Annotated in this window: 11 protein-coding genes and 1 pseudogene; 6 read left to right on the forward strand and 6 right to left on the reverse strand. The window is 63.0% G+C overall.

Features of this window, described 5'->3' with window-relative positions:
* Positions 1-49 precede the first annotated feature (49 nt).
* Positions 50-1,462, reverse strand: coding sequence for a WS/DGAT/MGAT family O-acyltransferase (locus tag ACO07W_RS06325; protein WP_421841720.1), 1,413 nt, complete (start codon positions 1,460-1,462; stop codon positions 50-52).
* A 135-nt stretch (positions 1,463-1,597) separates the two neighbouring features.
* On the opposite strand from ACO07W_RS06325, the gene ACO07W_RS06330 reads away from it, so the two are divergent.
* Entirely contained in the window at positions 1,598-2,722 is a 1,125-nt protein-coding gene (locus tag ACO07W_RS06330) for an NDMA-dependent alcohol dehydrogenase (RefSeq protein ID WP_421841722.1), read from the forward strand.
* Between the two features lie 56 nt (positions 2,723-2,778).
* Here ACO07W_RS06330 and ACO07W_RS06335 read toward each other — a convergent pair whose 3' ends face one another.
* The 5 genes from ACO07W_RS06335 to ACO07W_RS06355 all read right to left on the reverse strand — a co-directional run bounded on the left by ACO07W_RS06335 (position 2,779) and on the right by ACO07W_RS06355 (position 6,198).
* Positions 2,779-3,216 carry an ATP-binding protein gene (locus tag ACO07W_RS06335; protein ID WP_421841724.1) on the reverse strand — a complete coding sequence of 146 codons (438 nt, stop codon included), beginning with the start codon at positions 3,214-3,216 and terminating at the stop codon, positions 2,779-2,781.
* 209 nt (positions 3,217-3,425) lie between these two features.
* Positions 3,426-3,737 (reverse strand): protein UsfY, encoded by a 312-nt coding sequence (usfY, locus tag ACO07W_RS06340; RefSeq protein ID WP_421841726.1) that lies wholly within the window; start codon positions 3,735-3,737, stop codon positions 3,426-3,428.
* 143 nt (positions 3,738-3,880) lie between these two features.
* Positions 3,881-4,264 carry a hypothetical protein gene (locus ACO07W_RS06345; protein WP_421841728.1) on the reverse strand — a complete coding sequence of 128 codons (384 nt, stop codon included), beginning with the start codon at positions 4,262-4,264 and terminating at the stop codon, positions 3,881-3,883.
* A gap of 79 nt (positions 4,265-4,343) precedes the next feature.
* Positions 4,344-5,693: an L-lysine 6-transaminase gene (lat, locus tag ACO07W_RS06350; protein WP_421841730.1), complete on the reverse strand. Its 1,350-nt coding sequence runs from the start codon at positions 5,691-5,693 to the stop codon at positions 4,344-4,346.
* 52 nt (positions 5,694-5,745) lie between these two features.
* Positions 5,746-6,198, reverse strand: a complete 453-nt coding sequence (locus ACO07W_RS06355; RefSeq protein WP_421841732.1) for an Lrp/AsnC family transcriptional regulator — start codon at positions 6,196-6,198, stop codon at positions 5,746-5,748.
* A gap of 30 nt (positions 6,199-6,228) precedes the next feature.
* Between ACO07W_RS06355 and ACO07W_RS06360 the strand changes: the two genes are divergently transcribed.
* The 5 genes and pseudogenes from ACO07W_RS06360 to ACO07W_RS06380 all read left to right on the forward strand — a co-directional run bounded on the left by ACO07W_RS06360 (position 6,229) and on the right by ACO07W_RS06380 (position 12,261).
* A complete protein-coding gene (locus ACO07W_RS06360; RefSeq protein ID WP_421841734.1) occupies positions 6,229-7,518 on the forward strand; it encodes a 2-oxoadipate dioxygenase/decarboxylase family protein in 1,290 nt (429 codons plus the stop codon).
* A gap of 59 nt (positions 7,519-7,577) precedes the next feature.
* Positions 7,578-9,080, forward strand: coding sequence for an aldehyde dehydrogenase family protein (locus tag ACO07W_RS06365; protein WP_421845836.1), 1,503 nt, complete (start codon positions 7,578-7,580; stop codon positions 9,078-9,080).
* A 148-nt stretch (positions 9,081-9,228) separates the two neighbouring features.
* A pseudogene (locus tag ACO07W_RS06370) lies at positions 9,229-9,972 on the forward strand (DEAD/DEAH box helicase); the annotation flags it as partial.
* Positions 9,973-10,067: 95 nt separating this feature from the next.
* Positions 10,068-11,405, forward strand: coding sequence for an IS256 family transposase (locus ACO07W_RS06375; RefSeq protein WP_421840121.1), 1,338 nt, complete (start codon positions 10,068-10,070; stop codon positions 11,403-11,405).
* 49 nt (positions 11,406-11,454) lie between these two features.
* Positions 11,455-12,261, forward strand: coding sequence for an SDR family NAD(P)-dependent oxidoreductase (locus ACO07W_RS06380; protein ID WP_421839996.1), 807 nt, complete (start codon positions 11,455-11,457; stop codon positions 12,259-12,261).
* Positions 12,262-12,297 lie beyond the last annotated feature (36 nt).

Here is a 12,297-nt window from a genome sequence, read left to right on the forward strand (position 1 = left end):
CCAGCAACGACGATCGGCGGAAACTCGCGCCCCGCGATCGTGTCGATGATCAGGCTGGCGCCATCGCGGTCTCGACAATTGTCAAGTGTTCGGGAAGCCCCGCGGCCCCGCGTATCTTGATGAACTCGGCGATCATGGCCTCGGTCACCTCATGCGGATCGTTGACGGTGGCACCGTCGGTCAGCACCGAGATGTTTAGCTGATCGACATAACTCCAGACGGTGATGTTCAAACCGCTTCCAGCAGTAAGGGGTCCCACCGAGTAGATCTCAGTGACCAGCGCGCCGCCTACCCTGCCGCGTTCGCGCGGACCTGGAACATTCGAGATCGGCACGTTAAGCACCTTGTTCCGCCCCTCCCAGTTGGCCGCCCACCGAAAAAAGGACTCCGACGCGGTAGGAGGCATGTAAGCCGACCAGCGGCTTACCAACTCCGGCCCGACAAGCTGGAAGGCATCTTTGGCGGAGACCGCATTGTCGTGACAACACCGCAGTCTCTCCATCGGGTCGTCAAGATCGACCGGTAACGCCACCATCATTCCGGTGAAGTAGTTGCCGGAGATCCGCTCCGGCGAGAAGTCGAAACTGACCGGGACCGACGCCAACAGCGGATGATCAGCGTTGCCGTCGTAGCTAAACAGCAACGTACGCAACGCGCCGCTCGAAACAGCCAGCACCACATCGTTAATCGTGACGCCGAGGCTTTTGCCGGTTTCCTTGACATCGGCCAGCGCCAATGTGGCTGTTGCGAACCTGCGTTCGGGGGTGATCCGGTGATTGATGAACGTCGGTGGCGGAGTGACAGGCCGAGTCAGTTCTGGTGAAAGCTTGCGCGAGCTGCGCCGCACCCGGCCCATGCCCTGCGCCGTGTAGCGAATCGTTGCGGGGATCCGCCTGATCTGGCGCAGGTGATCGACCGACGCTGAACGAATCAGCTGCCATGTGGTCGGTGCCGGGTCGGGCACATACGGGCCCCCGGCCGGCCCGGGCGCCAGGTCCATAGCGTGGGCCATCAGATTCGCAAAGGCGACGCCATCAGCCAGAGCATGATGGATCTTGCCGACCACCGCAATCCGGTTGTTGGCCAAGCCCTCGATAAAGTACATCTCCCACAGCGGGCGGCCACGATCCAGCGGAACACCAGCGATCTGCCCGATCGCCTCATCCAGCTCTCGGCGACCACCCGGGGCAGCCAACCGCCACGGCCGGATGTGGTAGGCGAGGTCAACCTCGCAATGCTCACGCCACATCGGGTGATGGAACTTGAACGGGATGTCGACCAGCTGATAGCCCAACGGCTCCAGCTTGCCCAGCCGGCTCTCGATGACCTGGCGAAACGCGTCGATGTCGAAGTCTCGGCGGTTCGCATCAAGCTCGATCACCGCAATTTTGAGGGTGTGCATGTGCACATTCGGTGCCTCGCTGTAAAGCAGCATCGCGTCCCAACCGCTCAGCCGTTTCACGGCTGCACCTTGCCCATAGGCAAATCCTAATAGGTTAGAAACGGGCTGGGCGTCAAGCCCGTCCTTGGTGAGGCGTATCACGTTGAGGTTGGCGAGGGTGCTAAACCTGCGATGGCTCATCTATGATCACGGATCGTGAAAACAAAGGGTGCACTGCTGTGGGAACTGAATTCGCCGTTTCGAGTAGACGAGATTGACGTCGGCGACCCAGTCGACGACGAGGTGCAGATTCGGCTGCACGCAGCCGGTATGTGCCATTCCGACTACCACGTGAGCACGGGCGCGACCCCGCTCGGATTGCCCGCTCTCTGCGGCCACGAGGGCGCCGGCGTGATCACCAAGACCGGAAAGAACGTCACCGACCTCGCCGAAGGCGATCACGTGATCCTGGCCTTCATTCCCGCATGTGGCCAGTGCCAGCCATGCCTGAAGAGCTATCGGTCGCTATGTGATCGCGGTGCGGTGCTGCTTGGCGGAAAGGCAATCGCGGACGGCACCTACCGCGTCACGGCCGGGGAGAGCGGGGTGTCGCCGATGAACCTGCTCGGTACCTTCGCCCCCTACATGACCGTCCACAAAGACAGCGTCGTCAAAATCGACTCTGACATTCCGTTCGAGACCGCAGCGATCATGGGCTGCGCGGTGCCGACTGGCTTCGGATCGGCGACCACCGTTGCCGACGTACAGCCCGGCGAAACAGTAGTGATTGTCGGCGCCGGCGGGATAGGCATTAGCGCGCTGCAGGGTGCTGTTCTCTCGGGCGCGAAGAACGCCATCGTCATTGATCCAGTCGACTTCAAACGTGACCAGGCGAGCAAGTTCGGTGCCACCCAAACCTATCCGTCAATGGCCGAGGCGATTGCACCCATCATGGACCTCACGCACGGAGTGATGGCCGAGAAGACGATCATCGCGGTCGGTGAGATGCGTGGCGAGTACATCGAAGAAGCCATGATACTGACAGCCAAGACCGGCACCTGCGTGGTGACCGGCATGGGCGCGATGACCGATGTTGACGTGAAGCTCAACCTGTTCTTGTTCGCAATGTTGCAGAAGACGTTGAAAGGCAACATCTTCGGCGGTGGTAGCTCTCACGTCGAGACACCGAAGCTGGCTGCGCTGTACAAGTCGGGGCTGCTCAAAATCGATGAGATGGTCACCACTTCCTACCGACTTGAGGACATCAACCAGGGTTTCCAAGACATGCTGGATGGCAAGAACGTCCGCGGCGTCATCAAGTTCGACGAGTCGGACTGGTAGGACATCCCGGAAACACTTCCGCACCGGCGTGAAGCCGACCCCGACGTCTCAAGCGATCACCTGTTGCTGGCGACCCGCCGCGCGGTCAGCATGATGCCGAAGACACTGCCGGCCGAGTCGGTCGCACAACCGTCCTGGAACGTCTGGACGTCGTCGGCCAGCGACGTCAGGACGTGCCAGCTGAAGCTGCCCCGAGCCACCACATCGTGGGTGGTGCAGGCGGTGTAAGCCTGCACCACCAGTTGCTCGTCGCGGGGATCAATCACCAGGCTGAGCGTGGCACCGGTAGTAGCGGAGCAGATCAACCGAGTGCACGCTTCGTCCACCGCTAGCCTTAGGTCAGCCACCGCGTCGACATCCAGATCCTCATGGGTGCCGATGGCACCGACCAACGCTCGCAGCATTGCCAGGTTTTCCAGACGAGCAGCAACATTCAGCTCGACGGCGCGGTGGCCCCTGGGGTGGCTGTTAGTGCGCAGATCCGCATCGGGCATGTGGCCTCCCGGCAATTTTCGACCGACACTACTCCCGATTTGGACCAGACCCCGAGTCCTGGCGTGAACTCTGTGCTCCTGCGGTTGGTCATGGATCACGATCACGACGGCGCCGTCGCGCCCTTGATAGACACGCCAGCACACATCGCTACACCTCAAACGCGCAGGACCAAGCGCGTCGCATTGAACGCCGGAAGCGGGGCTAGGGGCTAGCCGGCGAGCCGCTGCCTGCGGACTTCTGGGTGTTCGGCATACCAACGGTTGGCAACCCGACGTATCCGCCGATGCTCGATTGCGAGCCACACCAAGCCGATTACCGCGACGACAATCGCCGCGACGCCGGCGGTCATGCCTTCAGCGTGATGTCCGGTCCCGAAAGCAGCAAGGGAGCCGACACCACCGATCACGCCAGCAACGACCATGAGGTACCCCGGCCAGTGCCAGACGTCGATCAGCGACTCGCCCGCAAGTGGCCGCGTCGTCCGCAAGTGATCCACGGGGTCACGATAGGTATCCCCCATGGCTCCTCCTTTCCAGCTGTTGCTGCCCGTTGCCGGGCATTACCAACAACGTTAGAACTCGGGGTACCCGTTGTGGAGAGGAAAGACGCGATTATCTGCCACCACACCGTGGCCCGGACAACTTAATGACTGTTGAAACCAATTCAACCGGCCAACACCGGACCCAGAATCGGGGGGAACCCCATCGCGAGCGTCAGCATCATCACCGTGAACAAAAACCAACCGGCGCCATGCCAAGCCCACCAGATCCCCTGGTCCCGCCACACGCGGTACGTGCGCACGAAGGCCCAGAGCCCGGCGACAAACAAGATAAGTGGCGCCCCGATCGCCAGCAGGGTCCGTTCGGGTGGGCCGCAAGCGGCCGTGTCGAGGTCTGTTCCGCTGCATGTGCTCACCCACAATGCCGCCATGACGAGGTAACCGACACCACATACCGCAGCCACAACGGCAAACCGAACGGCGGCGCGAACTTCGCGGCCATCCTGACCCAGTCGATCACTATGTGATCGCTCACGCGAGTCGTGCATTGTGCACCTCGTGTCCGGTTTTCGCCCGCTGCTCACTCCATTCTGGGCCAACTAACGCGCATCGGCCACTACGTGCGCCTTACTTCACAGCGCTCAACGCGCTTCGAATGCCGGCCATGGCCGCGTCGATTTCGGCGCGCGAAACCGTCAGCGCGGGGCGAAACCGCACGCCGTCTTCGCCCGTGGGTAACACGATTATCGCCTGTTGCCACAGCTGGTGGATTAACTTGTCACGGTCAGCGGCCGACTGCATGCTGAACGCACACATCAGGCCACGACCACGTGGGTCGAGAACAACGGCTGGAAAGTCACCGGCAAGCTCGTCGAGCTGGGCACGCAGATAGCGGCCTTGCGCAGCGGCACGTTCGAAGAGGCCTTCGGCTTCGATTATCTCTAGGATTCTGCGAGCGCGGACCATGTCGACAAGACTGCCGCCCCATGTCGAGTTGAGCCGCGACTTGACCGCGAACACATTGTCACCGATCTCGTCGACCCGGCGACCTGCCATCACTCCGCAGACCTGCGTCTTCTTACCGAATGCCACGGCATCAGGTTCAGCGCCCAACTGCTGGTAAGCCCAAGGGGTTCCGGTCAGCCCGCAGCCAGTCTGCACCTCATCAAAAATCAGCAGCACGTCGTATTCATCGCACAACCGTCGCATCGCGGCGAAAAACTGTGGCCTGAAGTGACGGTCGCCGCCTTCGCCTTGGATCGGTTCGGCGAGAAAACACGCGATATCGTGCGGGAAAGCCTCGAATGCAGCGCGGGCCTGACGCAACGACTCGGTTTCTAGCTCTTCCATAGCCAACTCGGGCAGATTGGCCCGAATGTGCGGCGCGTCAATACGCGGCCAGTCGAATCGCGGGAAGCGGGCCACATGGACCGGCTTTGTGTTAGTCAGCGACAGGGCGTAGCCGCTGCGGCCATGAAACGCTCCCCGCAGATGCAGGACCCGAGTGCCAAGCGCCGGGTCGATGCCATGCGCCTCGTTGTGGCGGCTCTTCCAGTCGAAGGCAACTTTGAGCGCGTTCTCCACCGCCAATGCGCCGCCTTCGACGAAGAACAAATGCGGCAGCGCAGGATCACCCAGGACGCGGACGAACGTCTCGACGAAACGGGCCATCGCTACCGAGTAGACATCGGAGTTGCTGGGCTTGTTGAGTGCAGCCTCGGTGAGCTCAGCACGAAATTGGTGATCGTCGGCCAGCGCCGGGTGATTCATGCCCAGCGCCGACGAGGCGACGAACGTGAACATGTCAAGGTAGCGACGACCAGTGCGAGCGTCGACGAGATACGAACCGCTCGACCGGGTTAGGTCAAGCACCAAGTCGAATCCGTCAACCAGAATGTTGCGTCCCAGCACCTCGGCGACCTGTTCAGGTGCTGTCTTCGCGCCGGTTTGCCCTACGGATTTCAGTGCAGCCGTCATACCGTCATGCTAGCCCGCTTTTTCCGGTTCCACGTTAGATAGGCCGTAACAATTATGGTATGGACTGCCTATCGCTGTAAAAAGTGCTCAGAATGATCGTGCTGCGCGTCTGGACGTTCGCGGTGGTCCGGATCCGACGCAGCAGATCCTCAAGCGCTGGTGCCGACTCGACACGCACCAGCAGGACATAACTCTCTTCGCCGGCGACGGAGTGACACGACTCGATCTGCTCAATGTGTTCCAGTCGGGCAGGTGCATCATCGGGTTGGGACGGATCAAGAGGGGTGATCGCAACGAACGCCGACAGTAGGTGCCCGACAGCCGCCGGGTTGATCCGCGCCGAATACCCGTCCACAACTCCACGCGACTCCAGCCGGCGCACCCGCGACTGGACTGCCGACACCGATAAGCCCGCGCTTGCGGCCAGCTCGGACAACGTTGCGCGTCCGTTGGCAATCAGCTCGCGCACCAGAATCCGGTCGATATCGTCGAGAGCGTCACCCATGGGCGGAGACTATCGTAGCTACGGCACACCATGAGTTCTTCGAAGAAGCTACAGACCTGGCAGCTGCGCGCGAACTTCGCCGCAGGACTGTCGGCCATGTATGCCAGGGAGGTGCCCGCGTATCACACGCTCGTCGAAGTGACCGAGCGGGTCAACCAGGACTACGTGAAAACACATCCAGATGCCCAGCATCTCGGCTCGCTGCAGCGCGTCACCGCGGAACGGCATGGCGCCATCCGAGTCGGCGACCCAGCCGAACTCGCCGCTGTCGCAGACCTGTTCGCCGCTTTCGGCATGTTGCCGGTCGGATTCTACGACTTGCGTTCAGCCGCGTCGCCTATTCCAGTGGTCTCCACCGCATTCCGACCGATCGAAGTAAGTGAACTCGCACACAATCCATTTCGAGTCTTCACGTCAATGCTGGCGACCGAGGACCCCTGCTATTTCGATCGAGACCTGCGCACGCGCGTCCATGCTTTCCTCGCACGCCGCCAGTTATTCGACCCCGCATTGCTCACGCAGGCGCGAACGATCGCCGTCGACGGCGGCTGCGACGCCGACGAAGCACCAGCGTTCATCGCAAAGGCGGTGGCTGCCTTCACGCTGTCGCGCAAACCCATCGAGAAATCCTGGTACGACGAGCTGTCCAAAGTGTCCGCAGTGGCCGCCGATATCGCTGGGGTCAATTCGACCCACATCAACCACCTGACGCCTCGTGTGCTCGACATTGATGAGCTCTACCGCCGGATGACCGAGCGCGGCATTGCCATGATCGACACCATTCAGGGCCCTCCTCGCACCGATGGACCCGACGTTCTGTTGCGCCAGACCTCTTTTCGCGCCCTCGCCGAACCGTGCCGATTCCGAGTCGACAGGGCGGGGCGCAGCGCTATCATCCGCGGCAGCCTTCGAGTTCGATTCGGCGAAGTGGAGGCACGCGGGGTCGCGCTGACCCCCAAAGGCCGACGACGCTACGACGCAGCCATGGCCCAGCAGGCCCAAGCATCCGATCCTGCCTCGACGTGGGACCGTTTCTTCCCGTCGACCAATGCGCAAATGGCCGCCGAAGGCCTGGCGTACTACCGGCGCAACGATCCAACGGCACCTATCGTCTACGAAGACTTCCTGCCCGCCTCAGCGGCGGGCATCTTTGCCTCCAACCTGGACCACGATTCACCAGCCACCGACAAAGCTGGCACTCAGGTTCGGATCGGCGAGGATTCTGGATACACCGCCGGGCGGTTGGCCGGCGCGATCGGCCGCCACATTTACGATCCTTACGCCCTCTACCAGGCCCACTCCCAGGAGGCACCTACGTGAGCACCAACCCTTTACCCACGTCCGACGAACTACGTACCCGGGTGCGCTCAGCCGTAGAGATGATCACTGGAAAGAGCGCGGCCAGCGCCGGCCTGGGCGCGCCGGGCGGTGCCGGCCTGGCTGCGAGCACGCCTATCACCGGGGAGGTCTTGTTCACCATTGCCGAAACCACACCAGAGCAAGCAGACCGCACGATCGCCGACGCGTGCAAGGCATTCTCCCAGTGGCGCATTGCGCCGGCACCGGTCCGCGGGGAGCTGGTCAACCGGCTCGGCGAGTTGCTCACCACGTACAAGAATGAACTCGCGACACTGGTAAGTGTCGAAGTAGGCAAGATCACCTCCGAAGCGCTCGGCGAAGTACAAGAGATGATCGACGTTTGTCAATTCGCCGTCGGCTTGTCGCGCCAGCTCTACGGTCGCACAATCGCATCGGAGCGCCCTGAGCATCGGCTTCTAGAGACCTGGCACCCCTTGGGGGTGGCGGGCGTCATCACCGCGTTCAACTTCCCCGTGGCCGTCTGGGCGTGGAATACCGCAATAGCGCTGGTTTGTGGCGACACAGTGGTGTGGAAGCCCTCAGAGCTCACCCCGCTGACCGGCCTAGCCTGCCAGGCATTGCTCGCCCGAGCTGCTGTCGAGGTGGGTGCACCGCCCGCAGTGGGCGCCCTGTTGCTGGGCGGCCGCGGCCTGGGCGAGCAGCTCGTCGACGACCCGCGAATCGCGTTGGTGTCGGCAACCGGTTCGGTGCGGATGGGCGAGCAGGTCGGCCCGCGCGTGGCCAAACGCTTTGGGCGCTCGCTGCTGGAGTTGGGTGGCAACAATGCGGCGATCGTGACGCCGTCGGCTGACCTGGAGTTGGCGGTGCGCGCCATCGTGTTCGCCACCGCGGGCACCGCCGGCCAGCGCTGCACCAGCTTGCGGCGTCTGATCGTGCACCGCTCGGTGGTCGACGATGTGCTGGAGCGTGTCGTGGCCGCCTGCCGACAGCTACCTATTGGTGACCCATCGGCGCCCGGCACACTGGTCGGACCACTGATTCACGAGACCGCCTACCGCGAGATGATCGGAGCGCTGGAACAGGCAGCCGGCGACGGCGGCGAGGTCGTCGGCGGTGAGCGTCAGCAAAGTGACCACCCAAACGCGTACTACGTCGCACCAGCTGTGGTCCGGATGCCGTCGCAGACCGCCATCGTGGCGACCGAAACGTTCGCCCCAGTCCTCTATGCGCAATCCTACGACAGCTTAGACACCGCAATTGAGCTAAATAATGCTGTGCCACAAGGCCTTTCGTCGTCTATTTTCACAACAGACCTACGCGAAGCGCAACGTTTCCTGGACGGATCCGACTGCGGTATAGCCAATGTCAACATCGGCACCTCAGGCGCTGAGATCGGTGGCGCTTTCGGCGGCGAGAAACAAACCGGCGGCGGCCGCGAATCCGGTTCAGACGCGTGGAAAGCCTATATGCGCCGCGCGACCAACACCATCAACTACTCCAACGAGCTGCCGCTAGCCCAAGGCGTCCAATTCGGTGTAAACAGGATCGTGTCCGAGGCATAGGCCTGCGTGCCCAATATCCAGCCAGATCCGTTCCTACCCCGGTCGGACACGAGATACGGGACGGGCAATCTGGATACAAAAGCGCGTGGTTGCACCCCTGGCGAGGATTAGTCTCGGATTTGTCACAGCTAATTGGCACGATGGTTGGATGAGCACGCCCGGCCCTGACCACATCTCCCCTGATGGCCCGGCCGCTGAATCTCTGGGCCGATTCAGCGCGACCACGCGCGACTGGTTTTCCAGCACCTTCGCGGCGCCAACCACAGCCCAGGCTCTCGCCTGGGCCGCCATCGCCAATGGCGACGACACCTTGGTCATCGCGCCGACGGGTTCGGGTAAGACGCTAGCCGCGTTCCTCTGGGCCCTGGACAGCCTCGCTAACCTGGCCGACCACCCCAGCCCCCCGATTTTGCCGGATAGCAAGACGGGCACTCGGGTACTCTACGTGTCCCCGCTCAAAGCCCTGGCAGTCGACATCGAGCGCAACCTGCGCACCCCGCTGGCCGGGCTGACCCGCATCGCCGAAAGCCGGGGGCAGCCCGCGCCGGGCATCACCGTGGGAGTCCGATCGGGTGACACTCCACCTGCGGTGCGCCGCCAACTCATCGCGGCACCCCCCGACGTGCTGATCACCACCCCGGAGTCGCTGTTCTTGATGCTGACTTCGGCCGCACGCCAGACCCTGGCCGGTGTGCGGACGATCATCGTCGACGAAATTCACGCCATCGCCGCTACCAAACGCGGCGCACACCTGGCGCTGTCGTTGGAACGGCTCGACGACCTGTCGCGCGGGCTGAGGGCACAGCGCATCGGGTTGTCGGCGACTGTACGTCCACCCGAGGAACTAGCCCGGTTCTTGTCCGGACAGTCCCCGACGACAATTGTGGCGCCCGCACCGCGGTCGTGTCCGGGATCCGGTGTAAATAGGGAGCACGCGCGTAGGTTCCGCTTCACGACCTGCAAGTCTGCGAAGAAGGAGTCACGCCCGTGCCTGTCCGCGTATCAGCGACCGACCGTATCCGCACCAAAATCGACGCCCTGTTCGCCGAGGATCGGGAACTGCCTGAAATCCTTGAAGAAATCGCCCGCCTCGGCGCCCAGCTACTGATGCAGGCGGCCCTGGAGGCTGAGGTCACCGAGTTCCTCGGTCGTGAACGCTACCAACGTACCGCCGCCTGTGCCGACGCTAACGGCGGTTCGCGCAACGGATATCGGCCGGTGACCATCAAGACCACCACAGGTGCGGTCACCTTGGAGCGGCCGAAACTGCGTGGCACCATGCAAGCGTTCGCCTCTCGGCTGTTCGGTAAGCATGTGACGAAAACCAACGCCCTGGAAACGCTGGTGATCGCCTCGTTCATCCGCGGCCTGTCCGTCCGGGATGTCAAGGCCACCCTCGCTGAAGCGCTCGGCGATCAGGCGGCGATCTCCAAGTCCGCGGTTTCGGAAGTCTGTAAGGCGATCCGGGCCGAATACCAGGCGTGGGCTCGTCGCCCACTCGGTGAGATCGCTCTGGACTACCTGTTTTTGGACGCCAGTTTCTTTCGGATGCATCCCGGGTCGCCGGCCGAGCCTGTGCTCGCCGCCTGGGGCGTCACCACCGAGGGCAAACCCGTGTTCGTCGGATTGTCACCCGGGACCGGAGAGTCCACCGACGCGTGGTCCGACTTCCTGACCGACCTGCGCGAACGCGGTCTTGCCACTCCGCTGCTGATCGTCTCTGACGGCGCCAAGGGACTGATCGCAGCCATCGAACAAATCTACCCAAAAGCGTTGCGCCAGAGATGTCTTATTCATCGCCTTCGCAACGTGCTTGCGAAGATCCCCACCGGGATGCAAGTCGAGGTCCGTGACGGATACTGGGCGATTTTTGATACCACCGGCCTGGGTATCGAGCCGGGACCGCAGCTGGTTGAGATCGTCGACAAGCGGATCGAGGCGTTCGCCGCTAAATACTCCGACCTCTACCCGGCGGCTATGCGGATCCTGCTCACCGACAAAGCAGGGCTGACCGCCTATCTGCGGTTTCCGGTTGAACACCATGGCCGCGTTCGGCACTCAAATTTCATTGAGCGCTCCTTTGGAGAAACTAAGCGACGGACCAAGGTCATTGGCCGATTCCCCGGCGAGACCAGCGCCATCAGCCTGGTGTGGGCCGTGCTCGACCGCGCCTCGGCCGGTTGGCGCGGCCTCACCATGACACCGGTCGGCACCCGACTGCTGCAAGACCTACGCCGATCCCTGCTCGACTCACCCCGCCAACTGCGACCGCCTCAAAGTCAAGCACCTACCGGCCAGGCAGATCCCGTCTCCGCCACGGCGTAGCGAGGCGCACGCACGCGTGACGACGCCCACCCGGTCCCAGTAAGGGGAGGTGAGGGAAACCGTTTGCCACGGCGGCGTGGCCGTGGTCGATAGCCTGCACAATGTGGATCTGAATGGGATGACAGCGGTGGTGACCGGCGCAGCTAGTGGCATCGGGCGCGCGTTGGCGCATGCACTGGCCGACCGTGGAGCCAACCTCGTGCTCGCCGACATCGACACCGTCACATTGAGCGAAGTTTCGCAGTCACTGGGGGCACAAGCGGTTCCCACTGACGTTGCCATGCCGGATGCGGTCGAATCGCTCGCTGAAGCCGCCGGCGACGCCCGGGTCGTGTGCCTGAACGCCGGAATCACCGGTAGGAGCTTTGGTGCTCCGTGGGAAGTGGCCGCTCCTGACTGGAACAGGGTGTTCGCGGTCAACGTCGGTGGCGTTGTCAACGGCTTGCGTGCGTTCGTACCCAGACTGCTGGCCGCGAACCAGCCCGCGCACATCCTGATCACCGGCTCATTGGCTGGGGTGCTGACCTTTCCCAGCGGCGGCGCTTACGGACCCTCCAAGCACGCCGTCGTGGCCGTGGCCGAACACACCGCGCTGGCACTGGCCGACACGCCGATCGGCGTGAGCATGATCTGCCCCGCCCTGGTCTCGACAGGCATGTCCACCGACGGCATCGACCCCGCCGAGGTCGCTGCACAGGCGCTGGCCACTATCGACCGCGGAATCTTCGCTGCGGTCCCACCCGACTGGCAGCGCACCCTCATCACCGCGGCATCGCGTCGCGCCACTGGTCAGCGTCCCGAATCGCCTGCGGTCGCCACCTCGACCACGCAGAAACAACCACCAGCGCCCTCATAGCCCAAACATCGCCGGCGCACGAACCACGACCGGCCC

Source organism: Mycobacterium sp., assembly GCF_965230835.1.
Taxonomy (GTDB): domain Bacteria; phylum Actinomycetota; class Actinomycetes; order Mycobacteriales; family Mycobacteriaceae; genus Mycobacterium.

What these genes read in the sequence shown, in the direction of transcription:
- ACO07W_RS06335 (WP_421841724.1), bottom strand. Translation starts at nt 3,216, where the DNA reads ATGCCCGATGCGGATCTGCGCACTAACAGCCACCCCAGGGGCCACCGC.
- usfY (WP_421841726.1), bottom strand. Translation starts at nt 3,737, where the DNA reads ATGGGGGATACCTATCGTGACCCCGTGGATCACTTGCGGACGACGCGG.
- ACO07W_RS06345 (WP_421841728.1), bottom strand. Translation starts at nt 4,264, where the DNA reads ATGCACGACTCGCGTGAGCGATCACATAGTGATCGACTGGGTCAGGAT.
- lat (WP_421841730.1), bottom strand. Translation starts at nt 5,693, where the DNA reads ATGACGGCTGCACTGAAATCCGTAGGGCAAACCGGCGCGAAGACAGCA.
- ACO07W_RS06355 (WP_421841732.1), bottom strand. Translation starts at nt 6,198, where the DNA reads ATGGGTGACGCTCTCGACGATATCGACCGGATTCTGGTGCGCGAGCTG.
- ACO07W_RS06360 (WP_421841734.1), top strand. Translation starts at nt 6,229, where the DNA reads ATGAGTTCTTCGAAGAAGCTACAGACCTGGCAGCTGCGCGCGAACTTC.
- ACO07W_RS06365 (WP_421845836.1), top strand. Translation starts at nt 7,578, where the DNA reads ATGATCACTGGAAAGAGCGCGGCCAGCGCCGGCCTGGGCGCGCCGGGC.